This window comes from Rhizorhabdus wittichii (genome assembly GCF_017607425.1).
GTDB classification, from domain to species: domain Bacteria; phylum Pseudomonadota; class Alphaproteobacteria; order Sphingomonadales; family Sphingomonadaceae; genus Rhizorhabdus; species Rhizorhabdus wittichii.
Map to the genome: position 1 here is coordinate 1,213,787 of NZ_CP059319.1, position 25,160 is coordinate 1,238,946.

The following is a 25,160-nucleotide window of genomic DNA, read 5'->3' on the forward strand; positions in this document are numbered from 1 at the left end:
GTGACAGTCGTCGGGGGATTAGTCTGAATGTTTGAGAACTGCCATCTGCGGATCGGCGACGCGCCATTTGCGAGCTGCATGCCGCTCAGTCCGCAGCTCATGGCGAGCCTCTACGCCTTGCCTTATTGTGCCGAGATTCCCCTGCGCGAGGCTCTTGAAACGCAGGGTAAGGATGCCCCCTGGGCGGAGAGCTTTGCTGTCGCTCCCGAACAGACCGTCACGGCTGTTGCCGCAATGCTGCGCCATCTGATGATGGCCACGCGCGACCTGGAGCCGGGATCCATTGCGACCGAGGCATTGCCGTCTGGCGCGCGCGCGCGGACCCACATTGAGGCGCTGCGGGATCTTTGGCTTGGTAATCCTGCCATTGCTCCGTCCGAACTGGCGATATTGAAGGCATTTCTGGCCTATGAGGCAGGCGACGCGTTGCAGCCGCTTCAGGTGATCTGGGATCGGAATAGCACCCAGCTGACATCTCTCGAGCGCGCTGTGCTCGAACATCTCGAAAGTCACCACGGCAAGCTGGACGAGGACGATATTGATTACGTCCGCCTGATCTCAGCCCTCAAGACGTGCCGAGCGCCTGAATCGATCCTCGCCGGGCATGTCCAAAGGCATCTGCTTGATCCGTCGGCGCCAACAGTAGCCATGGACGACAGCCTCGCGGTTCTTTCCGTCCGCGATGCACTCACGGAATGCGAAGCCGCCGCCGCCATCATCCAGCGCTGGCTTGCCGAGGATCGAACTCTGTCGGCGAGCGAGATCGGCATCATCCTGCCGTCGGGGCCGGAGTATACGCATTACCTGTCCGAAGCATTCGCGAAGGCCGATCTTGCAGCATCATCGCTCCCTGCTGCACCGGATCGCAGAAATATCGGGGGTGAAGCGCTTCTGCATTTCCTGCAGTGCAGGCGGCGGCCCGCTCCCGCCATGGCGCTCGCCTCGCTATACTGTTCCCCCATTCTGTGCTGGTCCCCGGATGTTGGATCGGCCTTGGCCAATGCCGTCATGGCCGGCGATTTTCGGCCGATGTTGGTGCATAACTTGAGCGGAAAGCAGGCTGCGCTCTTCTCGCTTATCCGGTCAGCGTCCCCTGCGACGAACGGTCAGCTCAAGGAGCAAATCCGTTCCTTCCAGAGATTGCTCAGTGAAGACGAAATGCTTGCGTCCGATGTAGCCGAAACCAAGCAGCTGGCTTCGCGCCTTTTGGCCACGCTCGGCAATGGCAATGATGCCGCCGAAGCGGAACTGGAAAAGGCCATCCAATTGGCCGCAGCATACCAGGCACCGCCTTGCCCACGCGGACCTTACTACCTGGGCGGTATCTCGGTCATGTTAGCGCATGAAATGCCCAAGCGGCAGTTTCGGAAGCTTCTCGTCCTCGGCTTCAACGACGGTGCCTATCCGCCCCCGCCTTCGGGGAATCCGTTCTTCCTCGACAGTGAGGTTGAGGCGATCTCGAACGCGGTCGGCATGCAGCTCCCGTCCCAGGCCAAGCAGCTCGATGCGGCGCTCGACCTTTTCGCGCGTCAGATTGGCTCTGCAAGTGATCAGGTCATCTTCCTCCTGTCAGAGCGCGATCGCGGCGGCAGCTTTCTCTCCGCTTCGTCAAGCTTGCCACTCATCTCCCGGCTCATCACAGCCATGGATGATCCTGAATCTTTGGTCGTGCCGCTGACGCATAGTGAAGGTACGATCTGGGACAGGCTGGTGGCCTGGAAGCCGCGGCCAGTGGTCGAACCCCTCCAGCCCCTCGAAGTGCCAACCCACTATGAGTTCGATCTCGATCTCCTGAGCCTGCGCAAGAAGGATGATGGCACCCCGAGAGCGCAGAGCCCGAGCCGGCTCGAAAAGCTCCTCATCAGCCCGCTGGCCTGGGTCTTGGCTGAACTCGGCGCCGAGCATGTTTCCTGGCAGCCGGAAGCGCTTGACGTCATGCTGCGCGGCTCTCTCGCCCACGAGGTGTTCGAACGCCTGTTCCCGCCGGGCAAGGACCACCCGTCCGACGAGGTGATCGAAGAGAAAGTGCCTGAGCTTCTTCTGGAACGCATTCGTGCGATTGCGCCGTTCCTGCAGACGTCGGCTTGGGCTGTCGAGCGCAATACGCTGGAGGCGGAAATCACCAAGTCCGCCAAGCACTGGTCGATGGTACTGAAATCCCTCGACGCCGAGATCGTGGGCAACGAATTCTGGCTCTCCGGGACTTTGTTTGACCACCCCGTGCACGGCAAAGCAGATTGCCTGCTTCGCCTTCCCGATGGTCAACCGATCGTCGTCGATTACAAGAAGAGCAGCTCCGGAACCCGCCGACAGCGCCTTCAGAAGGGCTGGGACCTGCAGGTCGATCTCTATCGGCGCATGACCGTTCGGATCGATGAGCGCAGCCACGAAGCTGTTGTTCGCATTGGCGAGGCATTGAACGGCTGGTCCAAGCAGCCGGCAGTCGCCTATCACACGCTCAACGACGGCAACGTCCTCCTCAATGGCATCGAAGTGTTCGACAGCTCTGATGTCGAACTCGTCGCAGGTGACATCGCCGCGAATGCACTTGCGCTGATTTCGGCGAGATTCGAAGCCCTCAAGGCTGGCCGTCTCGAAACAAACACCACAGCCGATGCCAAATTCTTCCAGAAGACCGCCGCACTTGGCACTTACGCTCTCGAAGACAGTCCGTTGATCACCGCATTCATGCGTGACGACACCGCTCCTTCTGTCACCATCCCGGACGAACTCGATGACTGAACTTTCGATTGTGCCCGCAGGCGCCGGGGCTGGCAAAACGCACCATATCCAGGAAACCCTCACCCAATGGGTCAGGGACGGCATGGTTCGCCCAGAGAAGATCCTCGCGGTTACCTTCACAGAAGCCGCCGCCGGGGAATTGCGGCAGCGGATCCGGGGCGCTCTGATTGCGGACAGCAATCTGTCGGCAGCGCTGGCTGTCGAGAGAGCCTATGTCTCTACCATTCACGGGCTGGGGCGCCGATTGCTGATCGAGCACGCCTTCGCATCGGGTTCATCTCCGCAGCAGCGCCTGATCGCCGAAGACGAGCAGGACTTGCTGATCCGTCGCTCGATCGAAGAAAATCCTGCATTGAGCGAGCTTTCCCGAAACCTCGCCGCCCTTGGCTATCAAGGGAGCTTCTCCTCGGACGAAACCGCAGAGGACAGCTTCCGCAAGAAGTTGCTCGGCGTCATCGCCTTGCTGCGAACGCTCGGTCCGCGAGGCAGCAATCCGGCGATGGCCGACTTTGTCGAGGCATCCATCCGAACCGGATACGGTGCACCGATCGGCAAACCCGAGACTTTGGCTGCAGCGCTCAAGAAGGCTGTCGATGCCTTGCTTCAGGCCTTTCCTCGCTCGCTCGCTGACGAGGCTGGTAGTGCCGCCGCCAAGACAGCATTCCGCGAGAACTTCCGCGCTCTGAAGCAGGCTCAGCAGCTGCTCGCCTCCGGTGGTACAGACTGGCGGCTGTGGCAAAAGCTGCGTGGCCTCCGTCTGTCGATGCGCGGCAGTCCGACCCCTGACGGCTACGACGATCTTGCATCTGCGGTCATGCTGGCGGCTCACAACCTGGTTTCTCACCCCGGACCGCTCGAGGATGCGGTTTCGCATGCGCGCGCTCTCGTCGAAGGCGCACAGTCGGCGATGACGGACTACGAGACCCGTAAACGCGAGCTCGGCGTCATCGACTTTAACGACATGGTGACCAACGCCGCGCGGATACTCGATGAAAAGCCCGCCGTGCTCGGCGCCATCATGGACGAGGTCGACTGCGTCATTGTCGACGAGTTCCAGGACACCAACCCGATCCAGTTCACCTTTCTGTGGGCGCTGGCCCGCAAGGCCAAGCGCGCATTGATCGTCGGCGACACCAAGCAGGCGATCATGGGCTTCCAGGGCGCGGATCCGCGACTGACTGTCGCCCTTACGCAGCAATTTGAAACCAGCCCGCTCGACCGGAACTGGCGCTCCGATCCTCGCATCATGGATTTTGTGAACGCACTGGGGCCATGCCTTTTCGGTGAGGACTATACTGCGCTTGCCGCGCAGAATGCCTCGGGACACGACACCGCTCTGGAAGTCATCGAGCTGGCCAACAAGCGCGGTGCCCGCTCCGGCGGGAAGCCCCAGCATTTCATCGCTGATCGTCTCCTGTCTCTGCTGACGGATGATCGGGTGACCATCGTCGACAGGCATTCCAAAGCCTTGCGCGATCTGGAGCCGCGGGACGTTGCCATCCTGTGTCCGACGCACAGCCACTGCGCGAGCTATGCGGCAGCGCTGCGGGCCCTGGGCTTGCCGGTCCGCGTTGCGGAAGGAGGCTGGTGGCAAAGCAAGATCGTTCAGGCAGCATGCTTCGCGCTTCGTTTCGCCGTCGATCCGGCAGACAATCATGCAGCGATCTGCACAGCAACGCTCGGCCCGGGCGCAACGCCGCTCGGCGATGCTCTTGGCGCTCTTGCCCGTCACGGCCGGATCGAGACACCAGAACTCATGGCGTTGCAGGGACTTTGGCCTGACTCGCTTGCGACGCCGGTGGACAGACTGGTGCATCAGGTGATCCAGGTTGCCGGGCTGCGAGACTGGTGCGACCGGCTTGACGATCCCGCCCAAATGAGAGCGGACCTTCTTCGCTTCGAGGCTGAAGCGGCGGCATTCATGGATGCACACCGGGATATGCGTGAAGCCTCAGGTTTCTATGGCCAGAGTGCCAACGTCTTCCTTGGCTGGCTTGAGAACAAGGTGGGATTGAAGGGCGAGGATTTGCGCCCCAATCCTGCCGGCGCCGAGGCCGACGGCATCGAGATCGTGACCTGGCACGCATCGAAGGGTCGGGAGTGGCCGGTCGTGGTTATCTGCGGTCTGGACCACAAGCTTGATCCTCGTGCTGGGACATTCAGCACAAAGTTTCCTGGGTTCGACGACCTCGATCATGTGATCGAAGAGGCGACACTTGCCTATGCTCCTGATTTTGCTGCGCCAGAGGCGACGGCGCGCTTTCTCCATGAGCTCTATCCCGAGAGTGAAGAAACAGCGCGCCGATTGCTTTACGTCGCTCTGACCCGTGCGCGTGATCGCCTGATCATCGAATGGCCGCAGGACGACGAGAAGGTTGAGCCGCCATTGCCGATCACGGCGCGCCGTCTTTTGAACGACGTCTGTGGTATCAAATTGCAGGGCAATCAGATCACTGTCGGTTCGGCGAACTTCCCGTCGCGCATGACTTTCTGTGACAAGGAGATCCCGGCATCGTTCGATACGGAAGGCACAGTCTGGTTGGCGAGCAGTGACCGCGAACCAAGATTTGCAATTGAAAAGCGAGCGGTCACCACCCTGGTCGCGGTGGTCAGTCCCTCGCAGGCCGTCGCAACCGCTCGGCCGCTGCCTCGTCAAATCGAGACCAGGGCGATTGCCGCAGGTGTCCGGCTTTCTGGATCGGATCTCGCCCAGGCAACGGATAAGGGGACTGCTGTCCACGAAGCCTTGCGGATCCTGCTGTGCCGGCCAGATATGCGGGGCAGGGTAAGCCAGCATTGCCGGGTTTCCGACGCTGAGGTGGAGCTTCTCGCGCAACAGGCGCAAGCACTTCGTCAGACCCTTACGGAGCTTGGCTATCCGCGCCTGCATATCGAACAGCCAATCGACATCGCTTTGTCTGATGGCGGACGCCAAATCATCATCCTCGATCTTATCGCTGAAGGTCCTAACGGCTTCATCATCGTCGATCACAAAAGTGGGGCGGTTGCAGACCATGCGCAGCGCTTCGAAAGCTACTGGCCGCAGTTGGCAGCCTACATCGATGCGGTCGGCACCAAGGGTGAAAAGGCCGTTGATGGTGCTGCCGTTTTTTGGACGGAAACCGGCGAGCTGACGATCGGGCGAGATTGCTCGCCGAATGCTTGAAGCTTGAACTGCGGGCAGGTTGTTTGGGAAGCCGTGACCATGATCAGCGCCTCTGATTTTCAGTTACACTTTGACCGGTTCCAGCGGCTGATCACTGCGGAGAGCAAGGGGCACCCTTTCACCGATTTCGCGGAAGGGAAAATCGCTGCCTGGGAAGGCTATAAGCCAACTCTGCGTAACGCTGCCCTTGCAAAGCTATCCCTCGATGCCTGGTCCCGCGAGACCATCGGGTCTGGTGCGATCTGTCCGTCGTCGGGACATTTGGCGCAGATGGTTGCGCAGAGAAGAGGAGATCGGGCCTCGTCTGGGGTTGATGTTTAGGCGGCGAGCTTGCGGTGAAGCAAGCGTCGCTGTTCGATGGTCTTTCGCTTGATGCGTTTCCTCCGTTCGATAATGGCGGCGGCCCTGCCGAAATAGGCGTCGGCCGGTGTCACGTTGTCGAGGCTCTCGTGATAGCGGCGATGGTTATAATGCTCGACGAAGGCCTCGACCTGCCGTTCGAGATCGCCAGGCAGGAAGTAGTGCTCCAGCAGGATGCGGTTTTTCAGGGTCTGGTGCCAGCGCTCGATCTTGCCCTGGGTCTGGGGATGTAGCGGAGCGCCGCGAACATGGCTCATGTCATGGGCTTTGATCCAGTCGGCGAGTTCGCCGGCGATGTAGCTCGGTCCGTTGTCGCTGAGCAGCTTTGGTTTGTGCCTGACGGTGGCGTGGTCGCAGCCTGAGGCTTCGAGCGCGAGTTGCAGCGTGTCGGTCACGTCCTCGGCCCGCATCGTGGTGCACAGCTTCCAGGCGATGATGTAGCGCGAGAAATCGTCGAGCACGGTGGAGAGGTACATCCATCCCCAGCCGATGATCTTGAAGTAGGTGAAATCGGTCTGCCACATCTCGTTCGGGCGGCTGGTCTTGCGATGGAACTCGTCGGCCGCCTTGACCACGACGAAGGCCGGGCTGGTGATCAGGTCATGCGCCTTGAGCAGGCGGTAGACCGTTGATTCCGAGACGAAATAGTCCTTCTCATCGGTGAAGCGCACCGCCAGTTCGCGGGGCGACAGATCGGACTGCTCCAGTGCCATCTCGACGATCTGGTCCTGAATGGCGCCGGGGAGGCGGTTCCAGACCCGGCTCGGCGCGGAAGGACGATCCTCCAGCGCCTCGGGGCCGCCTTCGAGATAGCGATCATACCATCGGTAGAAGGTCCGCCGCGCGACGCCCAACTGGTCGAGGGTCCGCTTCGCCGGCAGGTGCGACTGCTCGACGATGCGGATGATCTCCAGCTTCTCGGATCCCGGATACCTCATTCGGGGTCTCCCCCATCCGCGATCATGCTTTTTTTCAGCAGCCGGTTTTCGAGCGTGAGGTCGGCGACGGCCTCCTTCAGGGCACGCGCCTCACGGCGCAGATCCTGTACCTCGCCGCTCGTCGCGGCACGGGCGGTGTCGCCCGCCAGCCGACGCTTCCCGGCCTCCATGAACTCCTTTGACCAAGTATAATACAAGCCCTGGGCAATGCCCTCCTTGCGGCACAGCTCCGCGATGCTGTCATCGCCGCGCAAGCCCTCCAGAACCACGCGGATCTTGTCCTCCGCCGAGAAATGCCGGCGTGTCGCGCGCCGGATATCCTTCACCACCTGTTCGGCCGACGCCTTGGGTTTGCGGGCCGATTTTACGCTTGAGGATTTGGGCTTCATCTTCGTTCCTTCGTCACTACGACGAAGCCCAAATCCTCCTTACATCACAACCTCAAATCTGTGCCATTGGCGCTGACGGCGGACAGTCCTCAGCCCATCTGCGACATTTCCAGCCGGTTCGTTCAGGCCAACCCAACGCAAATCCGGAAGGAGGTCGCAAGCGCCAATCACTACGAGAGCAAGCAGTACATTTTTGCCTATGCCTTCGAGGATGCACGGAGATCCACCGAACACTTGGCTGAGCAGCTCACGCAAATGCAGCACTACCTGAAGCTCGGCAAGCTGGAGCCGGGGAAGAATGGCCGCCTGTCAGTTTTGCTTCTTGGCCGTTATCGAAGCGACCGGCCCGCAGACCTACGACGCTGGAAGGCGCAGTTTTCAGAACAGCTCGACCTCGACTTCAAGACCGTCCATTCGTCGAAGGGCTTAGAGGCCGACTACGTCATGCTGCTCAACGTGGTTGAAGGAAACCGGGGCTTCCCAAGCCAGATCGAAGATGATCCCGTCTTGCAAATACCGATGCCTGCTCCGGATCCGTTCCCGATGGCAGAGGAGCGTAGGCTCTTCTACGTCGCCATCACGCGCGCGAGACGACAGGTTCGGATCTATACGAGCCTGGCGCAGCCATCCCGCTTCCTGGTTGAGTTGGTCAAGCAAGGCGCAGTTGAGATTGAGCCGATCGACGCCGCGCCTCTTGAGCCATGCCCCAAATGTGCGGTCGGAATCGTCACCCGGCGCAGTGGTCGCAACGGCGAATTCGAAAGCTGCAGCACTTGGCCGCGGTGCGAGTTCAAGCGGAATATCGCAAGCGACGAGAGCCAAAAGGGAAGGCATCCTGTCCGTCTGAGTGGCAATGTCGCACAGGGAAGCACATGTCCTTCCTGCGAGCGTGGGCAGATGATCAGGATCGATGGAAAGTACGGAGAATTTTTGGGGTGTAGCGAGTTCCCGACCTGCAAAACAACGGCAAGCCTTGGTTAGATTGCTTCATTCGCCGCCGGCCGGGCACCAAACCGTGATTACCTCGCCGAAAAACTTCTCCACTGCTTCAGCTTCTTGAATCCCAAAAACTGCGGCTCGATCAGCTTCCCGTATTCCTCGAAGCTCCAATGCTCCTTTACCGTAATCGGTGTTCTAACAGCACGCTGCGCCGCGTCCGCGATCAACTGCGGTGAAGCGAAGTCTGCCTAACTATCTGCGTTATCTTCATGGCGACGAGTGAGAATACGGCAGCCCCTGCCGTTGGGAAACATCTGGATCAACTCATCGGGGTAACCGTTCTCGCGCAGCCAGGAATCGAAATCGAGAGCGTCAATGTCCCCCTCGAACAGCTTGGGGAATCCATATGCGTGGCCGTCGGGAGGATCGAGGAAGTAGCGGGGCATGTGGGGATGATAGCAGCGCTGGCATGCAGCTCCAACTACGACAGTCGCGGCCGGAGATGGTGGGGTTGGAATGACGCGCTAGTAATAGGAGCGCGTGGGCTTCTTGCCTGCGGCAATGGCGCGCGCATCAACACGAGCCAGAAAGGCACGCTTTTCTGAGCTGCGGTTGCCGCCCTTGTTGCGGAGCGCATCGGTCGACGCATCGTCGTCCACCCATCCGATTTCGCGTTTCTTGGCCTCTACATGGTCACGAAGCTGGGCCATGCTGATCGTGGTCATCGCGAGCTTCCTTTCCAATTCGAGGTTCAGTTCAGCAGTTCGAAGCTGCCGCCCTCTTCGGCGACGCGCCGTCTCAGATATTCCAAATCGAGCGCAACAGCCACCCTAAACAGCAACCGCGCCTGCTGCAGGAGCGGACTGTCCGGCGATCTGTCCACCGCGTGCTGGCCCAGGCGATCTGCAATCATGTCTTCAAATGACGGCGTGGTGATCGCCTCGTCGCCATCGAGGGTGATCCGAAGTAGCCGATCGTGGTCGGACCGCCCATCAAAGAGCTGTCCCGAGATCGCTTCGATCCCATAGGCTGGATAGTCGGGGTGATAATACCCTCCGCGCAGCCGACCCTTGCGATCTTCTCGCTTGAAGCCAGCACCAACAAGGCATTTTTCCAACAGGACGTCGTTCGGCGCGTAGAGATCAAGATCTCCCGACATGAAGGCGCCGAGCGTCTGGATGGCAATAGCCCCGCCGCCTACAATCACGGGTGAGTAGCCCGCTGCGGCTTCATATGCAGCAAAGGCGACTGCAGCCTGTTCGAGTAAGCCGCTAAAGTCTTCAGGCAAGGACATGCCGCGACGCTACTGGAATGCGCTGGCGACGCAATATCTGACGGTGGATGGGTGGTCCGTTGGCGGAATCAATCTAACAAGCCGCGACCAAGCCTCGCTTTCGATGCTCCGCCCCGCCTACTCCTGCGTCAATCGCAACTTCATTCGTACAGATTTGATCTCGCAGCATAAGCCGCGCGTAGCTCGGCATAGGCTGCGTTGAGCGCCTTGAGATCAGCTCCTGAGTGGATCGAATCGCTTTCGTCGTCGGGATACCAACCTGGGACCTGGACCGTCTGGATGAGCGAGCCGAATGTCACAGCCTGCTCGCGCACGCCGCGCGTCAACCGCTTCCCGGTTTCGGGGTGAATACGGCTTTCGGTCATTGTCATGCCTCCTTGAACGATGTCAGCACGATATCGATCAGCATCTCGCCGGCGAAATTCAGATAATGCCACATACCATCGAACGGAATGCGGTAGCTCGTTCTTCGCCGCCTGATAGATCATCGTCCTGTGCTCGACGGCATCACGAGGACAAACAGGTCGCACAGTCGGATGATGAGTTGCGTGATCCGGTCATCGGGTTCGTGCTGTTGCCAGCGCAAGCAATGCCAGATGCGATTGTAAAGCTGCTCTCGGTCGGCGGGATCGAGATAGCCATCGATGAGCGCAGAAGAGTCTGCGACGAGACCGTCAATCGCCTCCATCCAGCCTAATCCACGACCGGATAGTTCGGCATTGGCCACTCATGCTGGGGATTGTCCATCATCAGATCAATGAAGATCGGTAGCAGGCAACCTAACAGCGACGCCCCGTCCCTCACCTGGTCGCGGTTGACATCGCTGTTCCAGGTCGCGCCGCCATGTACCAGCTGATTTCGCAGGACGTAGAGCCGATCAAACAGGATCGATAAGATCCGGACCGTGTCGTGCTCGCGCAAGGCATGATTGATCGCTGTCCGACCGCGATCAAGCTTTTGTTCCCAGTCTTGATATCCCGGCACACCGTTCTGATGCTGCCAGAAGGGATGGTAGACATAGCGATTGTCCAGAAGGAGGCGGATCTCCTGGCTGAACCGCTGCCAGACCGCGTCGTAGACACGGTGACGCCCATCAAACTTCACCAATGTCGAGAAAAACGACTGAAACAGCCCACGCTCGCCTTCCGGTGCAGAGCTGCTGGCTGACGCCTCTACATCACCGGCATAGGCCGCGTTGAAACCGATCCAGAGAAGAATGAAGCGGACATCATGGTCCTGATCCTCGGCTTCCGCACGCCGAAGCCAAGATAGCGCCCGGTGAACGCGAAGTGCCAAGGGGGTTTGAAAGCCCTCGCGCAATGAGCGCTGCTTCTCTTTCAAGGCTTCGGGATGGAGAGAATTGCCAAGGGGGTAACGGTAAACCATTGGCACAGCTTAGCGCGAGGAATCCTAACCGAATAGATCACAGTCATCAGTTTTGAATTCGCGATACTGCTCGGATCCACTCGTCAATTTCAGCCTCAACCCAAACTGCGCATTTGGGGCCGAGCGATCGCGACCTTGGGAATCGCCCCTCGCTCATTCGCTGGTAGATGGCGGAGCGGCGTAGTCCGACGCGAGCGATAACTTCCGGCAGGCGCAAAAGCCGTGCAGGCGGCGCTGGTTCGGGCGGTTGAGGCGTGTGCGTTTCATCTGGTGTTGCATGTGACATTGCTGATCTCATTCGCAAGGTTCGGTCCCCTCCGAACTCAAGGATTTACCGGGACAGCGACATCGCGATGTCTCGGCCCACAAAATCATCGATGTGCTTGGCAAGCATTCGCGCCACGAGCTGTGAGGTGCCGTTGGCCCACCGAGGCCGCAGATCCTCAATCCGCCGCCCCAGGGTCCGCTGCAGATGGACTGGGAGGCTCGTGAAGAACTCTTCAAGAAATTCGCCCATCTCGCCATGCATCCACTCGCAAGCGAGCTCTTCTTGCCCGGCAAGAGCAAGGATCATGGTCGCGCGGGGGTGCGCTCCACAGGCGGCGAGCACAAGTGCCGCTTCGTCGAGCCCAATTGGCCGCTCGCCGCGCGCAACGCGAAGCAGGGTCTCGCGGTGCATCCCGCATTCACTGGCAATCCTGTGGCGGGGTTTGCCGGCGGCATCGATTGCATGGGCGAGCACGCGAGCCAGACTTTGATTGGCCGGTCTGGCGACGGCGGTTGGATGGTGCATGGTTGTCTCCTTGCTTTGTGCACTGGTGCGAATCGCAGGAATATCGCGAAGCATCCCATGTAGGAAAATGAAAAGAACATACACGGAACATCTCGTTTAGAGGCGAATCGATTCCTCTATCCGTGTCGTCGCCAAATCACGGCTACTGCGTCGGTTATCACCGACATAAAAAACCTGATTTATCGTCCTTATCGTTGGCTTTGAGCGTCGGACTGGAAAAGATGCGTCCGCATCCTTCCACCTCCACACGGGATTTTCGCTGAACACTTTCCTACGAACATTTCCTAGATGCATGTGGAACACACAGCGAACGCAAGAACGCTGTGCCCCCCCCTCCAACCGGAGCTTCACATGCAGTCTCTCACCCTCCCCCGGCGCGCCAGCGTCAAGGGTCTCGGCAAGGCCCTCAACATTGCCATCCCGGTCGCAGTCGCAGCGCTTGCGGCGAGCGCCGCCTATGCCGGCGCTGACACGACCTTCACCCCTGCTCTCACCAAGTTCACCGACTTTCTGGAAGGTTCGGGCGGCAAGATCATCACGGTTCTCAGCCTCGCTGGCGGCCTGATCGGTCTGGCATCCGGGCGCTTTTCGCTCGGCCAGGTCGCCGTTCCGGTGGGCGTCGGCATCGGTGTCGGTACGGGTGTTCCGATCGTCACCTCGGTTGTGACCGCGGTCATCTGAGCGCGGCAAGGGAAGGCGGCGGCGCCATGGCAGATCCTTACATCATTCCCCGGCGGCTCGATGACCCGGAGCTTATCGGCTTTTGGACCATCGACGAGTTCGCGGGAATGCTGGCCCCCTTCACCTGGGGGATCCTCACCCAGCATATCTTTATCGGCATCATAGTCGCCTTCGGCGCCTGGTTCGCATTGCGAAAGGCAAAAGCAGGACGCGCCAGCTCCTGGGTAGCCCATGCCGCATACTGGTATCTGCCTGCAGGATTTCTGGGCCTCAAGGCAACGCCACCTTCCCACTCCCGACTACTCGCCGGTTGAGGGGCACTCCCATGTTTTCCGACATATCCCACGAACGTCAGCAATCGCTGCTGCGCCAGCGGAACCTCTTTGCGCTCACCAGCGCCGGCCTTGGCATTGCGCTGGTCGTCGCCGGGAGCCTTGCCGCCACCCGCGACCGCGAAGTGGTACTGGTTCCGACCGTTCCGAAAGCACTCACCGTGAGCAGTGCCGGGGTCGAGGCAGATTATCTCGAGCTCGTCACCCGCGATGCGGCCCTTGTTCTCCTCAATCGCAGTCCGGAAGGCCTCGATTACTGGATGAACGAGATCCTGAAGCTCGCTGATCCCGCAAGCTATGGCCGCCTCAAGGCCGAGCTCGTCCGGATCGTCGACGAGCAGCGGGGCTCGGACGTCACGCAGGCTTTCGTGATCCGGTCGATGACTGTCGACCCCAAGGGCCTCACCTCGGATGTGACCGGGACGCTCAAGACCTTCGTCGGCGCGCAGGTGATTGCGAGTGACGAGCGCCGCTTCCGCTTCAGTTGGACTTACCGCGGTCTGCGCCTGGCGCTCTCCGGGTTTGCGCAGCTCCCCCCACAGGATAAATCGAAGGAGGCCCAGTGATGGCTTACCGATCAGGGGCCCAGACACGGGCCTTACTTCTGAGCGTGGCAGCGCTGCTCGCCGCAGCAGCCGAGCCTGCCCATGCGGCCGACCAGTTCAAACAGGCCGCCGATGGCGCCGCGATCGAATGCAGCGTTTCGGCACGCGAGCTCACCCGCTTCGCATTGGTCGACGACCAGTTCGCCAGCGTCTCGAAGATCTCGACCGGCACGCCGTATAACGACTTTGCCGTGACCAACGAGCCGGTGCGCGGGGACATCTACGTGTCTGTGCCGGAAACCTACGCGGCGCGGGCTGTCAGCTTCTTCGCCACGACCAAAAAGGGCTTCGTTTACAAGGTCGCGTGCCGGGTCGAGCAGATCCCCGCAGCGCAGATTTTCGTGACCAACCCGGCAATCGCGAAGAACCGTGCCGCTGACTGGGAAAGCCAGACCCCGCTCGAAACAAGCGCCGTCAGACTCATTCAGGCGATGGCCAATGACCGGTCGGTCGATGGCTTCGAGGTCCGCCAGGCTACCGCTAGCCCTGCGCGCGTTGGCGATCTCGAGCTCCAGCTCATCGCCGATTATCGCGGCGCCAGCCTCACCGGGAAAGTCGTCCGCATCCACAATCGCGGATCGAAGAGCGTGACGCTCGCCGAACGCGATCTGGCACCGCGCGACACGCTCGCCGTCTCGATCGCCGAGCCAAAGCTCGAACCCGGGGCCAGCACCACGGCCTTTGTTGTCGGCGCAAACGGGGAGACCGGCCATGACTGATGCAGCCAATACGCCAAGCACTGCCCCTTTGCAGGCCGAGAGCGCGGCATCGTCCGAACTTTCCGGGCTCAACGCCCGCACCGCGCGCCGTCAGAAGCTGCTGCTGGGGTCGCTGGGAGCACTCGCCCTCATCGGCGGAAGCTGGTTCATCCTTGGCGACGACGACAAGGCCAAGACCGGCGATCCCAATGCGGCGCAGACGATCGACACTGCAGGTCTGGTCAACCGCGATCTGTCCCAGCGCGAGTTCGTCGCGACCTATGGCAACCGGTTGGATGCGGTCACGCGCGAACAGAAGGCGCTGAAAGACGGCAGCATTCCGCGAAGCGAGATCGAAGCGCAGCTGGCGGCTCTCAAGGCCGAAAACCAGGCCATGCGGGTCGATGGACAGTCGGCGATCGATGCCATCTCGGCAGAGAACGCTGAGCTCAAGACCCGGCTTGCCGCGCAGCCTGCATCGCCGGCACCGGCTGTACCGCCACCGGCCTATGGGCCGCAGGCAGGCGGCTATGATGCACGGGCCCGTTCACCTCAAACCAGCGCCGTCGCTGCAGCAGGCGAGCCGCAGGGCGGCATGATCCCGTCGCCTGGCGAGGTGAAGCTGATGAGCTTCAGCTCAGACAAGGCTGGGGTGAGCGGTCTGAGAGTGGGCCGCCCCGAGGCGCCCCCGGTCGTCGTCGAGGATTCGCCCGATTACCTGCCGCCCAACTCCTACGCGCCGGCACGCGTAATCGTCGGCGTCGATGCCTCGGCAGGCGTCGCCAGCCAGGCCGATCCGCTGCCTGTGGTGCTTCGGATTACCGGCCCTGCTCGTTCGGTCATGCAGAACGGTAAGGTTCTGACCACCCGGATCCAGGGCTGCGTTGTCAACGGCGCGGCACGCGGGGATCTCAGCAGTGAGAAGGTCTATGTGAAGCTCGCCCGCATGACCTGCGATCAGCCTGGCGGCAGGGTCGCAGTGAGCGAGGTCAAAGGCTTCATCAGCTTCGCTGGCAAGTCCGGGGTCCGCGGCCGCGTCGTAAGCCGCGAAGGCAGCCTCATCAGCCAGGCCCTGCTGGCCGGGATCGTCGGCGGCTTCGGGCGCGGCTTCTCGGCCAACGCCAACAGCGTCTTCTCCGGCGTCACGACCAACCCCGACGGCAGTCGCTCCAAGCTCTCGGCCGGCGACATTCTCGGTGGCGGGCTTGGCCAGGGCGCCGCCGACGCTGCCGACACGGTCAGCAAATACCTGATCGAGCGCGCCGAACAGTACCAACCCGTCGTCGAGATGCCGACCGGCATCGATGTCGAAATCGTGTTCCTCGACGGCGTCTACGTGAGGAACTCCCAATGATCGAAAATACTCTCCTCGAGCAGGACAATCGTCGGCACCGCTGGTTGCGCCCGGCGGCCGGACTGGCGGCGATCATCGCCGTGTCGGCCGCGACGGGATGGGGTGTGGCAAGCCTTGCTGCCCCTGCTGCCGCGCCGGACACGGCGAAGGTTCGAGAGGCGCTCAAGCTGCGCCTGCCCAAGACGCCGATCGACGCAATCAACTGCAAGGGCCTTGGCGGCCTGTGCGAGGTCGCGTCCAAATCGACGCTCTTCTACGTCGACCGCGCTGCGAAATATCTTGTGATCGGCCGGGTCTACGACATGGAAGCCCGTCAGGATCTGACGGCTGCCCGGTTGCTTGCCCTCAATCCGGACCTGTTGGCAGCGGGGGCAGCGCGGCGCAGCAATCCTGAAACACAAGCGGAAGGCGGCCCGAGCGCAGCCGCAGCGTCAGCCCGGAACACCCCGCCGCGCCATGTCCCGCTCGGCAATCTTCCAGCCAAAGGCGCGATCACCTGGGGGCCTGCCAACGGTCCGCGTGTCGTCGTCTTTTCGGACTTCCACTGCGGCTATTGCAAGAAGCTCGGGGCCGAGTTGAAGGCGATCGGAGCGCGGGTCGAAGAGCGGCCGATCTCGATCTTCGGGGCGGAAAGCCGGCGCGATGCCGAACGGGTTCTGTGCTCGCCGCGGCCTGAGCTGGCGCTGCATATGGCCTATTCGGGTCTGGCGCTCGCCAATCCCAAACCCTGCGACACGAGCGGGCTCGATGCCAACGAGGCCTTCGCGCGAGCCCACGGCTTTGGCGGCACGCCTGTGATCGTGCGCCCCGCCGATGGCGCTGTTCTCGAGGGCTTCCGGCCTGCCGCAGTGCTCCGGGAGTTCCTGCGCCCAACCTCCACCCGGGCCCCCACCCCTGCTCCCAAAGGATAGACCCATGCGTTTTCCGACACGTCACCTTGCCTGCGCCTGTCTGGCCGGTCTTGCCAGTGGCTGCGCCACGTTCGGCACCAACGTCGAGGGCGATTTCACCTGCCGCGCGCCGAAGGGCGACTGCGCACCGGCTCACGTCATCGATGCCAAGGCGACGGACAATCTGTCGAACGGCACGCTGCTCCATGCTGACGCGCGGCAGAGGTCAGGCGTCGTGGATGCCGACACCAGCCGCACAGCAGAACGCACCTTGCGCGTCGTCTTCCCCGCTCATGTCGATGAAGCAGGAACGCTGCACGACGAAGCGGTCGCCTGGACCGTCGTCGAAAATCCGCGTTGGGCCACCGAGCTGCGCCGCAAGGCGGGTGAGGACCAGGGCGGATCCATGATGCGCCAGGTCCGTCGGCAGCTGAAAGCCGCTCAGAGAGCCCCTGCGCTGGACGGCGCGGAGGGAGACCCGAACGCACCTGATGAGGCGTCGCCCTTCTCGTCTGCACGCGACGACGCGGGTCAGGCTGGCGGCATCTCGGGCGCCGATGCCCCCAGTCCCTTCAACGAAACTTCAGATGCCTCGCCGCTGGTCCTCCCCTCCACGGCGCGCGAGGCCGTTGCCGGTGCCAAGGCACCGGCGGTCGAGGGGTTCGACACGTCGCCTCCCCCGCGTGATCGAGCCCCTCGGCCTGAGGCGGGGCAGAGCGCTCCGGTGTTCCCGACCGCAGCGGCGATTGAAGCCGCGAAAGCTGCAATCCGCCCGGCAGTCAGAACCGGCGAACAGCCGATCGTCAGCACCTCGCAGCCCAAGGAGCCCAAGTGATGGCCGAACAACTCAAGACCGTCGTCGATCGGCTGCTCAGCGGATTGCTGGGTGATGCCGAGCACGCCGACAAAGCCCGCCCGCAGCTCATGGTCGACATGCTTTCCGACTGGCTCCCCTACCGGGTCTACGATCCGGCAACCCGCCTGTACTTCAACGCACGCTCGAAGGGCTTTGTCCTTTCGGTTACGCCGCTGATCGGAGCCGACGAGCGCACCGGGGAAATCCTCGGTCAGTTCTTCTCCGAAGGCCTGCCAGCGGGCGCCTGCCTGCAGGTGCTCCACCTTGCAAGCCCGCGCATCAGCAGGATCATCGCCCCGTGGTTCGCCCCACGGTACATTCAGGGCGGGGTGTACGAGGCGATTGCCCGGCACCGGGCGCGGCGGCTCTATTCGCTCGTCTGGGAGTCCGGCTCGCCGGACGCGCCCTTCCATGCGCGGCATCACCAGGTCATCGTCTCGGTCGGGGTGCCGACGTCCAAGTCGGTCAGCAATGAGGATCTCAAGCAGACCCGCGATGGCCTGGTGGCGATGCTCAAGTCGCTCAATCTCGGCGTGGTCGAAGTCGGGCCGGAAGCGCTCATCGCTGTCGTCGATGATCTGACTTCGCCCACCACCGCCCCGCAGGACGATGCGGTGCCCTACAACCCGAACGATTCGATCGCCTCCCAGGCGATCCGCCACGACATCGAACTGGTGGTAGCTGAAGACCGCATGCGGCTCGTGACCGAGCGTTTCCGCCCCACTGGCAAGGTCAATGACGGCGTGCCCGAGATCGGGACCGTCTATCCCGATGCCTTCGATGTCCGGCATTTTGCCGTACGCAACATGCCATCGCGCTGGGCCCCGTGGGAATGCGCGCGGCTGATCGGCGACCTGTTCACCGACAAGCTGCGCTTCCCCTGTCCGGCCGCCACCATGCTGTGTCTCGTCTATCCGGACCAGGAGGCTGCATCGGCGAAGGCCGGATTCAAGTTCATGCGGACAACCAGCCTCGCCGGGACCCGCAGCGCCCGGTTCCTGCCGCGGATCGGAGAACAGGCCGCCGAGTGGCAACATGTGCAGGCCGAGCTTCAGGAAGGCCGCCGTCTCGTGCGGGTCTTCTACGGTGTGACGGCCTATTCGCCGCTGGGCCAGGGTGACCGCCATGAACGCGCGATCAAGTCGATCTACAAGGCGGCGGGCTGGGACCTCACCGACGAGCGCTACCTCCAGATCCAGGGATTCCTCGCCGCTATGCCACTCACCCTGGCTGACGGGCTCGGCGCCGACATGGAACGGCTGAAGCGGTTCAAGACCGTGCTATCGACGACAGCAGCCAATATCGCGCCCATGCAGGGCGAGTACCTTGGCAGCGCCCACCCCCACCTGCTGTTCGTCGGGCGGCGCGGCCAGCCCTTCTTCTGGTCCCCGTTCGAGAACGAGGCCGGCAACCACAATGTCGCGATTTGCGGCAAGTCGGGATCGGGCAAGTCGGTGCTGCTCCAGGAGATGTGCGCCGCGCTGCGCGGCGCCGGCGCGCAGGTTGTCGTGATCGACGATGGCCGCAGCTTCGAGCACTCGGTCAAGCTGCAGGGCGGCCGCTTTGTCGAGTTCACGATGAAAGCGGGCTTCTGCCTCAACCCGTTCTCGATGATCGATGCGACCCGCGCCGCCGAGGACGAGGACTACCGCCTCGACTGCTTCGGGATGATCAAGGCCATCGTCGGGCAAATGGCTCGCCACAACGCGAAGCTGACCGATACCGAGCGCGGATTGATCGACCGGGCGGTCAACCTCGTCTGGGCGCAGCACGGCGCGGCTGCCACGGTCACGACCGTCGGGGAAATGCTGGCCAGTCTCGGCCATGACACTGCAGCTGACATCGCAACCGCGCTTGCTCCCTACATGGCGGGCGGAACTTACGGCGCCTTCTTCGAAGGCCAGGCAAGCCTCGACCTCGATGCAGACTTCACGGTCTTCGAGATGTCCGACCTCGCGAGCCGGGAGGATCTGCGCAGCGTGGTGCTCTCAGCCATTATGTTCATGACCAGCCAGGCCATGACGCGAAGCCCAAGGTCGCTGCGCAAGCTTCTGCTGATCGATGAAGCCTGGTCGATGCTCAAGGGCGGTTCGATGGGCGAATTCGTCGAAACCTACGCCCGCACCTGTCGCAAATATGGCGGCGCGCTTGCGACAGCTACGCAGTCGCTCAACGACTATTACAAGTCCGACGGGGCGACGGCGGCGCTCGAGAACAGCGACTGGATGCTGATCCTTCAGCAAAAGCCGGAGACGATCGCCGATTTCAAGGCAAGCAAGCGCCTCGATATGGACGATCGCACCGAGACGCTGATCCGCAGTCTCAAGCGCTCCGGGAGCGACTATTCCGAGGTGTTCATCAAGGGGCCGGAGACCGAGGCGATCGGGCGGCTCGTGCTCGATGACTATTCGGCAACGCTCTTCTCGAGTTCGCCCCAGACCTTCGCCGCCATCGATGCCGAGATCACGCGCGGGCACCAGCTCGCCGATGCCATCGAGCGCATCGCTCATCCCAACCGCTGACACCCCATCACCAAAGGATCCCTATCTCCATGCCTCTCCACCTCGTCACCCCCTTCGACCGGACCGACCCGTCCGAAGACGAACAGCCCGTCAGCCAGCCAGTCCAGACCTTGCGCTCGCGCATGGCCGATGGCTGCTACATTCTGCTTCGCGGCTGCCTGTTTCTCGGCTCATCCTACCTGATGGCGCTGGGCCTGCCGCTGCTGTTCTTCCTGCTGTTGTCGGGCGGCAATCCCGATGCCTTCTTCGCCCATGTCGCCAATCTCGGTGACCGCTTCCTGGCGGCCGACCTCGCACGGCGCGTGACCTTCCTCGGCCAGTGCAAGTTCGTTCTGATCGGTCTCGCGACGCTCGTCGTCGTGTGGCGCATGCCGCGCTTCATCCGCGACCTCGACCGCGAACTCTCGGGAGAAAAGCTGTGAAGAACATTCTGGCAACATTGGGCCTGCGCGGGCGGCTTGCATCGATCAATCTCACCGCTGTCGTGGTCGGCACCGGCATGATCGGTCAGGTGCTGTGGGGTGTCTGGGCGACGGACAAGCTGCTCACCCTGGAAAAACGCGAGGTCGTCACGGTCCAGCTGAGCCAGATCATGGGCGACTTCATCGAAGCCGAAGCACGTGCCGGTCGGCCGCCGGAAGAAACCAGACTGCGCGTCCAGGCCTACCTCAAGGCCGTGGAAGCCTCTGTGCAGAAGCTCGGCCGCGAAGGCCGGACAGTTCTGGTCGCGGAGGCAGTGGTCGCCGGGAGCACGCCGGACCTGACCGGGTCTGTGCGTGCCGACGTCGTGCGCCGCATGGGAGCCATTCCCAATGCAGCCCGCTGATCGCCTGATCCGCTCGGCGTCTGCGCGCCGACTCGTGCTTTGGGGCGGGCTCGGTGCTGGGGCGCTGGCCCTCTCCTCACTTGCCGCCTTTGCGCAGGGCCATGCATTCATGATCAACGTGAGTCCCAGCCTGCCCTACTGGGCCATCTGGGTCACCCGGGGAGCACCCGTGCACCGCGGGGACATCATCCTGTTCGACCCGCCCACCTCGCCTTTGTTATCCAAACATTTCGGGGCGAAGCCCAAGCCGTTCGGCAAGCGGGTGAGCGGTGTTCCGGGCGACATCATCACCGAGCAAAACCGCATCTACTTCGTCAACGGGCAGGCCGTGGCCAAAGCCAAGCTTGAGAGCCGCTTCGGCGAACCGCTGGCGCTTGGACCTACGGGGCGCGTGCCGCAAGGCTGCTATTTCGTCACCAGCGAACACAAGGATGGCTTCGACAGTCGCTATGCCGCGATCGGTTGGATCTGTGGACCGCGCATACTCGGGGTCGGGAGGCCAATCCTGTGAGGCTCCTCACTTTGCCCGTATGCGCCACTGCGCTGGCGCTGGCCATCGCACCACAGGCAATGGCTCGCGATTACGGCCAGCACGGCGCGGTATGGCCGGTCATCGAACCGGACCTGCTTCAGCAGATCCATGCCAGGCTCACCCAGCTTGAGAAGACCGGCGAAACGGCCCGTCTCAACGAAGAGCTGAAGCGGCGGACAATCGCCCGGGTCAACCGGCCAGAGCCGGTCGCGGGCGTTACCCTCGCCTCGGCACTGCGCAGCTGGCGCTTCGATCCGACGATCACCGTCGAGCGCGACATTGCCGACGACAAAGGCCGCGTCATCATTGCCGCAGGCCGCCAAGTCAATCCGCTCGATACCGTGCCGCTCCGGGCTCCCCTCGTCTTTCTCGATGGGGACGACCCGGCACAGCTAGCCTGGGCCACCCGCCGCTATGCCAGCACAAAGGCGAAGCTCATCCTCGTGCGGGGCGCGCCGCTCGAACTCATGAAGGCCCGCCAGCGGCGCTTCTACTTCGATCAGGGCGGCAGCCTCGTGAAGCACTTCGGCATTCGCGCGGTGCCCGCAACCATCGAGCAGCAAGGCCGCGCGCTCCTCATCACCGAACAGCCCGTGCCTCTCAAGGAGCGTTCGCCGTCATGAGCAAGAAACATCGCCTTCTATCATGGCTTTGCGGAGCACTTCTGCTCACCAGCATGAGCGTCGTGTCCAGTGCCCCTGCCCAGGCTGCGGCCGGCCCCGGGCGCTGCACTGGCAAGTTCGTCAATCCGATCACGGACATCTGCTGGTCGTGCCTGTTTCCGATCTCGATCGGTGGCCTGAAGATCTGGCCGTCGAGCCGTCCCGATACGAGCAACCCGGCTCTCCCCGTTTGCCTTTGCGGTTTGCGGCCGGGCATCGCGATGGGGTTCTGGGAGCCGGTGCGGCTCGCCGATGTCAGCATGAAGCCGTGGTGCTTTGTCAATCTGGGCGGGATGAAGCTCGATCCTGGGTTCGACATCGGCTTCAAGTCGATGGCGGGGCCATCGGCGGTCGGCGGCGCCACGCAGTACAACTCGCAGTGGCATGTCCACTGGTATGCCTATCCGCTGATCTACTGGATGGAGATTGTTGCCGACTTCCTGTGCCTCGAGTCCGGCTCGATCGATATCCTCTACATCACCGAGATCGATCCGCTCTGGCAGGACAGCGAGCTCACCGCGATCATCAATCCTGAGGCGGTCCTCTTCGCCAATCCCTTGGCGCTTGCCGCCTGTGCAGCGGACTGCGTGGCGGCAACGGCCAAGCTGCCGACCGATGAGCTTTTCTGGTGCGCGGGCTGCCAAGGGACTGTCCGCCGTCAGCGCCAATGGCACAGATTTGAGGTTGTGATGTAAGGAGGATTTGGGCTTCGTCGTAGTGACGAAGGAACGAAGATGAAGCCCAAATCCTCAAGCGTAAAATCGGCCCGCAAACCCAAGGCGTCGGCCGAACAGGTGGTGAAGGATATCCGGCGCGCGACACGCCGGCATTTCTCGGCGGAGGACAAGATCCGCGTGGTTCTGGAGGGCTTGCGCGGCGATGACAGCATCGCGGAGCTGTGCCGCAAGGAGGGCATTGCCCAGGGCTTGTATTATACTTGGTCAAAGGAGTTCATGGAGGCCGGGAAGCGTCGGCTGGCGGGCGACACCGCCCGTGCCGCGACGAGCGGCGAGGTACAGGATCTGCGCCGTGAGGCGCGTGCCCTGAAGGAGGCCGTCGCCGACCTCACGCTCGAAAACCGGCTGCTGAAAAAAAGCATGATCGCGGATGGGGGAGACCCCGAATGAGGTATCCGGGATCCGAGAAGCTGGAGATCATCCGCATCGTCGAGCAGTCGCACCTGCCGGCGAAGCGGACCCTCGACCAGTTGGGCGTCGCGCGGCGGACCTTCTACCGATGGTATGATCGCTATCTCGAAGGCGGCCCCGAGGCGCTGGAGGATCGTCCTTCCGCGCCGAGCCGGGTCTGGAACCGCCTCCCCGGCGCCATTCAGGACCAGATCGTCGAGATGGCACTGGAGCAGTCCGATCTGTCGCCCCGCGAACTGGCGGTGCGCTTCACCGATGAGAAGGACTATTTCGTCTCGGAATCAACGGTCTACCGCCTGCTCAAGGCGCATGACCTGATCACCAGCCCGGCCTTCGTCGTGGTCAAGGCGGCCGACGAGTTCCATCGCAAGACCAGCCGCCCGAACGAGATGTGGCAGACCGATTTCACCTACTTCAAGATCATCGGCTGGGGATGGATGTACCTCTCCACCGTGCTCGACGATTTCTCGCGCTACATCATCGCCTGGAAGCTGTGCACCACGATGCGGGCCGAGGACGTGACCGACACGCTGCAACTCGCGCTCGAAGCCTCAGGCTGCGACCACGCCACCGTCAGGCACAAACCAAAGCTGCTCAGCGACAACGGACCGAGCTACATCGCCGGCGAACTCGCCGACTGGATCAAAGCCCATGACATGAGCCATGTTCGCGGCGCTCCGCTACATCCCCAGACCCAGGGCAAGATCGAGCGCTGGCACCAGACCCTGAAAAACCGCATCCTGCTGGAGCACTACTTCCTGCCTGGCGATCTCGAACGGCAGGTCGAGGCCTTCGTCGAGCATTATAACCATCGCCGCTATCACGAGAGCCTCGACAACGTGACACCGGCCGACGCCTATTTCGGCAGGGCCGCCGCCATTATCGAACGGAGGAAACGCATCAAGCGAAAGACCATCGAACAGCGACGCTTGCTTCACCGCAAGCTCGCCGCCTAAACATCAACCCCAGACGAGGCCCGATCTCCTCTTCTCTGCGCAACCATCTGCGCCAAATGTCCCGACGACGGACACTGTTTTAATCGCGAGCAGCAGGCGCAGCGCCAGTCCGCAGCGGTCTTGCTCCACGGTCCGGGCTTTTGCATGGAGCGATCATATTCGGTGAACTCCTTCGGTGTCGGGGTCCGAACGCGCGAAGCAGTTGCTTTTGTCTGTGCCGACTTATGGCCGTCGCTGGCACATGACCTTGCGCGTAACGCTTCCCACAATGGTGGCAACCTGCCTCTGGCACCAAGCTGGTCCGTCGCGAGACTCAGAAACATACGGGCGTCCTGGTCGCCGGCCAAGTTGTATGAATCATTGTATTGTTCACGGTCGTGCAAGCCGAGGGTCAATCGACCCGCTATTTGCTCGACAAAAACGAGGCGCTGCTGGAAGTCCGCGTCGGCCTTCGCCCAATTCTCCAACCCCTTTGCGAAATTGAGTTCGTGGGGACGGTTGGGACGGGCATCGACAAATGCGCCAATCTCGCCGGGGCTAAAGCTAAAGTCGCGGTGGACACGACCACCGAGATCCTTCTTCATCGCTGCGTCAGCCGCATTGCAATCCATGCAAACCAGTGTCTCTGCGAAGCGCTCGACCAAGGGCAGAACCGAAGCGCAAGCGCGTTTGCGCTGCGTGTAGAGGGGGTCCGTGTTGTCTAACCACGCGGTCTCCCGCAGAATGCGGGCGGCGAGATCGCCCAAATGATCGTGATGACGTTCGAGCTGGCACAGGATGACGCCGCTTTCGGTCTTCCTAGCACTGTCGATCTTTTTTCTGCCGCACGCCGGGCAACGCCACGCAAGCGAAGTCATTGCCCATGTTTCATTGAGGCTCATTCGCTCAGTTTCAAAGTCGGTTTTCAACAACTGCGACAAGGAACTCCACCTACCATCGCTATGCTTGGTCAGTGGATGTTGGCGAACCGCGTCGTCTTCCATTGAGGCGAAATCAGGAACGTAAATGGTGATCTCAGGCATGTCCCTTCGTGATCGGAATTTCCTTCCTGATCAATCGGCATTCGGCCGCCGAACAGCATCGGTGAACGA

At 62.0% G+C, this 25,160-nt stretch carries 27 protein-coding genes and 1 pseudogene; 18 read left to right on the forward strand and 10 right to left on the reverse strand.

Features of this window, described 5'->3' with window-relative positions:
- Nucleotides 1-27 precede the first annotated feature (27 nt).
- The 3 genes from HRJ34_RS05885 to HRJ34_RS05895 are packed head-to-tail and all read left to right on the forward strand — an operon-like array spanning nt 28 to nt 6,229.
- Nucleotides 28-2,742 (forward strand): PD-(D/E)XK nuclease family protein, encoded by a 2,715-nt coding sequence (locus tag HRJ34_RS05885; RefSeq protein WP_208633570.1) that lies wholly within the window; start codon nt 28-30, stop codon nt 2,740-2,742.
- Complete coding sequence (locus tag HRJ34_RS05890; RefSeq protein WP_208633571.1) at nt 2,735-5,908, forward strand: UvrD-helicase domain-containing protein; 3,174 nt, start codon at nt 2,735-2,737, stop codon at nt 5,906-5,908. The genes HRJ34_RS05885 and HRJ34_RS05890 overlap by 8 nt, the downstream gene beginning before the upstream one ends.
- Nucleotides 5,909-5,947: 39 nt before the next feature.
- Nucleotides 5,948-6,229 (forward strand): hypothetical protein, encoded by a 282-nt coding sequence (locus tag HRJ34_RS05895; protein ID WP_208633572.1) that lies wholly within the window; start codon nt 5,948-5,950, stop codon nt 6,227-6,229.
- Here the strand turns inward: HRJ34_RS05895 and HRJ34_RS05900 are convergent.
- A protein-coding gene (locus tag HRJ34_RS05900) for an IS3 family transposase (RefSeq protein ID WP_150289884.1) occupies nt 6,226-7,595 on the reverse strand; the annotation gives its coding sequence in 2 pieces (ribosomal slippage) (nt 6,226-7,241 and nt 7,241-7,595; 1,371 coding nt in all). The genes HRJ34_RS05895 and HRJ34_RS05900 overlap by 4 nt on opposite strands.
- Nucleotides 7,596-7,661: 66 nt before the next feature.
- On the opposite strand from HRJ34_RS05900, the gene HRJ34_RS05905 reads away from it, so the two are divergent.
- Nucleotides 7,662-8,576 (forward strand): topoisomerase DNA-binding C4 zinc finger domain-containing protein, encoded by a 915-nt coding sequence (locus tag HRJ34_RS05905; RefSeq protein WP_208633573.1) that lies wholly within the window; start codon nt 7,662-7,664, stop codon nt 8,574-8,576.
- Between the two features lie 206 nt (nt 8,577-8,782).
- Here HRJ34_RS05905 and HRJ34_RS05910 read toward each other — a convergent pair whose 3' ends face one another.
- The 8 genes from HRJ34_RS05910 to HRJ34_RS05945 all read right to left on the reverse strand — a co-directional run bounded on the left by HRJ34_RS05910 (nt 8,783) and on the right by HRJ34_RS05945 (nt 12,007).
- Nucleotides 8,783-8,980: a hypothetical protein gene (locus tag HRJ34_RS05910; RefSeq protein ID WP_208633565.1), complete on the reverse strand. Its 198-nt coding sequence runs from the start codon at nt 8,978-8,980 to the stop codon at nt 8,783-8,785.
- Nucleotides 8,981-9,058: 78 nt separating this feature from the next.
- Nucleotides 9,059-9,259 (reverse strand): hypothetical protein, encoded by a 201-nt coding sequence (locus HRJ34_RS05915; protein WP_208633564.1) that lies wholly within the window; start codon nt 9,257-9,259, stop codon nt 9,059-9,061.
- Nucleotides 9,260-9,285: 26 nt separating this feature from the next.
- Nucleotides 9,286-9,828 carry a hypothetical protein gene (locus HRJ34_RS05920; RefSeq protein WP_208633574.1) on the reverse strand — a complete coding sequence of 181 codons (543 nt, stop codon included), beginning with the start codon at nt 9,826-9,828 and terminating at the stop codon, nt 9,286-9,288.
- 140 nt (nt 9,829-9,968) lie between these two features.
- Nucleotides 9,969-10,316 (reverse strand): hypothetical protein, encoded by a 348-nt coding sequence (locus HRJ34_RS05925; protein ID WP_226949063.1) that lies wholly within the window; start codon nt 10,314-10,316, stop codon nt 9,969-9,971.
- A complete protein-coding gene (locus tag HRJ34_RS05930; protein ID WP_208633575.1) occupies nt 10,313-10,516 on the reverse strand; it encodes a hypothetical protein in 204 nt (67 codons plus the stop codon). The genes HRJ34_RS05925 and HRJ34_RS05930 overlap by 4 nt, the downstream gene beginning before the upstream one ends.
- A 5-nt stretch (nt 10,517-10,521) precedes the next feature.
- Entirely contained in the window at nt 10,522-11,214 is a 693-nt protein-coding gene (locus tag HRJ34_RS05935; protein ID WP_208633576.1) for a HEPN domain-containing protein, read from the reverse strand.
- A 46-nt stretch (nt 11,215-11,260) separates the two neighbouring features.
- A complete protein-coding gene (locus tag HRJ34_RS05940; RefSeq protein WP_208633577.1) occupies nt 11,261-11,500 on the reverse strand; it encodes an AlpA family transcriptional regulator in 240 nt (79 codons plus the stop codon).
- Between the two features lie 45 nt (nt 11,501-11,545).
- On the reverse strand, nt 11,546-12,007 hold the full coding sequence (locus HRJ34_RS05945) for a hypothetical protein (RefSeq protein ID WP_039980357.1): 462 nt from the start codon (nt 12,005-12,007) through the stop codon (nt 11,546-11,548).
- A gap of 351 nt (nt 12,008-12,358) precedes the next feature.
- Between HRJ34_RS05945 and HRJ34_RS05950 the strand changes: the two genes are divergently transcribed.
- From HRJ34_RS05950 to HRJ34_RS06015, 14 genes and pseudogenes are all read left to right on the forward strand, one after another.
- Complete coding sequence (locus tag HRJ34_RS05950) at nt 12,359-12,688, forward strand: hypothetical protein (protein WP_007688276.1); 330 nt, start codon at nt 12,359-12,361, stop codon at nt 12,686-12,688.
- Between the two features lie 26 nt (nt 12,689-12,714).
- On the forward strand, nt 12,715-13,002 hold the full coding sequence (traL, locus tag HRJ34_RS05955) for a type IV conjugative transfer system protein TraL (protein ID WP_208633578.1): 288 nt from the start codon (nt 12,715-12,717) through the stop codon (nt 13,000-13,002).
- Nucleotides 13,003-13,013: 11 nt separating this feature from the next.
- Complete coding sequence (locus tag HRJ34_RS05960) at nt 13,014-13,586, forward strand: type IV conjugative transfer system protein TraE (RefSeq protein ID WP_208633579.1); 573 nt, start codon at nt 13,014-13,016, stop codon at nt 13,584-13,586.
- Nucleotides 13,586-14,344, forward strand: a complete 759-nt coding sequence (locus HRJ34_RS05965; RefSeq protein WP_208633580.1) for a type-F conjugative transfer system secretin TraK — start codon at nt 13,586-13,588, stop codon at nt 14,342-14,344. The genes HRJ34_RS05960 and HRJ34_RS05965 overlap by 1 nt, the downstream gene beginning before the upstream one ends.
- A complete protein-coding gene (locus HRJ34_RS05970) occupies nt 14,337-15,677 on the forward strand; it encodes a TrbI/VirB10 family protein (RefSeq protein ID WP_208633581.1) in 1,341 nt (446 codons plus the stop codon). The genes HRJ34_RS05965 and HRJ34_RS05970 overlap by 8 nt, the downstream gene beginning before the upstream one ends.
- Complete coding sequence (locus tag HRJ34_RS05975; RefSeq protein WP_208633582.1) at nt 15,674-16,588, forward strand: DsbC family protein; 915 nt, start codon at nt 15,674-15,676, stop codon at nt 16,586-16,588. The genes HRJ34_RS05970 and HRJ34_RS05975 overlap by 4 nt, the downstream gene beginning before the upstream one ends.
- A gap of 4 nt (nt 16,589-16,592) precedes the next feature.
- On the forward strand, nt 16,593-17,402 hold the full coding sequence (locus HRJ34_RS05980) for a conjugal transfer protein TraV (RefSeq protein ID WP_208633583.1): 810 nt from the start codon (nt 16,593-16,595) through the stop codon (nt 17,400-17,402).
- Nucleotides 17,402-19,945 (forward strand): type IV secretion system protein TraC, encoded by a 2,544-nt coding sequence (traC, locus tag HRJ34_RS05985; protein ID WP_208633584.1) that lies wholly within the window; start codon nt 17,402-17,404, stop codon nt 19,943-19,945. Before HRJ34_RS05980 ends, traC begins: the two co-directional genes overlap by 1 nt.
- A 29-nt stretch (nt 19,946-19,974) precedes the next feature.
- A complete protein-coding gene (locus tag HRJ34_RS05990) occupies nt 19,975-20,367 on the forward strand; it encodes a hypothetical protein (protein ID WP_073974249.1) in 393 nt (130 codons plus the stop codon).
- On the forward strand, nt 20,364-20,771 hold the full coding sequence (locus tag HRJ34_RS05995) for a type-F conjugative transfer system protein TrbI (protein ID WP_208633585.1): 408 nt from the start codon (nt 20,364-20,366) through the stop codon (nt 20,769-20,771). The genes HRJ34_RS05990 and HRJ34_RS05995 overlap by 4 nt, the downstream gene beginning before the upstream one ends.
- Nucleotides 20,758-21,282 (forward strand): S26 family signal peptidase, encoded by a 525-nt coding sequence (locus HRJ34_RS06000; protein WP_208633586.1) that lies wholly within the window; start codon nt 20,758-20,760, stop codon nt 21,280-21,282. Before HRJ34_RS05995 ends, HRJ34_RS06000 begins: the two co-directional genes overlap by 14 nt.
- Nucleotides 21,279-21,926 carry a type-F conjugative transfer system protein TraW gene (traW, locus tag HRJ34_RS06005; protein ID WP_208633587.1) on the forward strand — a complete coding sequence of 216 codons (648 nt, stop codon included), beginning with the start codon at nt 21,279-21,281 and terminating at the stop codon, nt 21,924-21,926. Before HRJ34_RS06000 ends, traW begins: the two co-directional genes overlap by 4 nt.
- 53 nt (nt 21,927-21,979) lie before the next feature.
- Nucleotides 21,980-22,618: pseudogene (locus HRJ34_RS06010) on the forward strand (TraU family protein); the annotation flags it as partial.
- An 81-nt stretch (nt 22,619-22,699) separates the two neighbouring features.
- A protein-coding gene (locus HRJ34_RS06015; protein ID WP_150289884.1) for an IS3 family transposase occupies nt 22,700-24,069 on the forward strand; the annotation gives its coding sequence in 2 pieces (ribosomal slippage) (nt 22,700-23,054 and nt 23,054-24,069; 1,371 coding nt in all).
- Here the strand turns inward: HRJ34_RS06015 and HRJ34_RS06020 are convergent.
- Nucleotides 24,066-25,091 (reverse strand): hypothetical protein, encoded by a 1,026-nt coding sequence (locus HRJ34_RS06020; RefSeq protein WP_208633588.1) that lies wholly within the window; start codon nt 25,089-25,091, stop codon nt 24,066-24,068. The genes HRJ34_RS06015 and HRJ34_RS06020 overlap by 4 nt on opposite strands.
- Between the last annotated feature and the right edge of the window lie 69 nt (nt 25,092-25,160).

Coding starts and splice junctions, on each gene's coding strand:
- HRJ34_RS05960 (WP_208633579.1), top strand. CDS start 13,014: ATGTTTTCCGACATATCCCACGAACGTCAGCAATCGCTGCTGCGCCAG.
- HRJ34_RS05930 (WP_208633575.1), bottom strand. CDS start 10,516: ATGGAGGCGATTGACGGTCTCGTCGCAGACTCTTCTGCGCTCATCGAT.
- HRJ34_RS05915 (WP_208633564.1), bottom strand. CDS start 9,259: ATGACCACGATCAGCATGGCCCAGCTTCGTGACCATGTAGAGGCCAAG.
- HRJ34_RS05980 (WP_208633583.1), top strand. CDS start 16,593: ATGCGTTTTCCGACACGTCACCTTGCCTGCGCCTGTCTGGCCGGTCTT.
- HRJ34_RS06020 (WP_208633588.1), bottom strand. CDS start 25,091: ATGCCTGAGATCACCATTTACGTTCCTGATTTCGCCTCAATGGAAGAC.
- HRJ34_RS05990 (WP_073974249.1), top strand. CDS start 19,975: ATGCCTCTCCACCTCGTCACCCCCTTCGACCGGACCGACCCGTCCGAA.
- HRJ34_RS05970 (WP_208633581.1), top strand. CDS start 14,337: ATGACTGATGCAGCCAATACGCCAAGCACTGCCCCTTTGCAGGCCGAG.
- HRJ34_RS05950 (WP_007688276.1), top strand. CDS start 12,359: ATGCAGTCTCTCACCCTCCCCCGGCGCGCCAGCGTCAAGGGTCTCGGC.
- HRJ34_RS05965 (WP_208633580.1), top strand. CDS start 13,586: ATGGCTTACCGATCAGGGGCCCAGACACGGGCCTTACTTCTGAGCGTG.
- HRJ34_RS05940 (WP_208633577.1), bottom strand. CDS start 11,500: ATGTCACATGCAACACCAGATGAAACGCACACGCCTCAACCGCCCGAA.
- HRJ34_RS05920 (WP_208633574.1), bottom strand. CDS start 9,828: ATGTCCTTGCCTGAAGACTTTAGCGGCTTACTCGAACAGGCTGCAGTC.
- HRJ34_RS05890 (WP_208633571.1), top strand. CDS start 2,735: ATGACTGAACTTTCGATTGTGCCCGCAGGCGCCGGGGCTGGCAAAACG.
- HRJ34_RS05895 (WP_208633572.1), top strand. CDS start 5,948: ATGATCAGCGCCTCTGATTTTCAGTTACACTTTGACCGGTTCCAGCGG.
- HRJ34_RS05935 (WP_208633576.1), bottom strand. CDS start 11,214: ATGGTTTACCGTTACCCCCTTGGCAATTCTCTCCATCCCGAAGCCTTG.
- HRJ34_RS05925 (WP_226949063.1), bottom strand. CDS start 10,316: ATGATCTATCAGGCGGCGAAGAACGAGCTACCGCATTCCGTTCGATGG.
- HRJ34_RS05910 (WP_208633565.1), bottom strand. CDS start 8,980: ATGCCCCGCTACTTCCTCGATCCTCCCGACGGCCACGCATATGGATTC.
- HRJ34_RS05975 (WP_208633582.1), top strand. CDS start 15,674: ATGATCGAAAATACTCTCCTCGAGCAGGACAATCGTCGGCACCGCTGG.
- HRJ34_RS05945 (WP_039980357.1), bottom strand. CDS start 12,007: ATGCACCATCCAACCGCCGTCGCCAGACCGGCCAATCAAAGTCTGGCT.
- HRJ34_RS06000 (WP_208633586.1), top strand. CDS start 20,758: ATGCAGCCCGCTGATCGCCTGATCCGCTCGGCGTCTGCGCGCCGACTC.
- traL (WP_208633578.1), top strand. CDS start 12,715: ATGGCAGATCCTTACATCATTCCCCGGCGGCTCGATGACCCGGAGCTT.
- traC (WP_208633584.1), top strand. CDS start 17,402: ATGGCCGAACAACTCAAGACCGTCGTCGATCGGCTGCTCAGCGGATTG.
- HRJ34_RS05885 (WP_208633570.1), top strand. CDS start 28: ATGTTTGAGAACTGCCATCTGCGGATCGGCGACGCGCCATTTGCGAGC.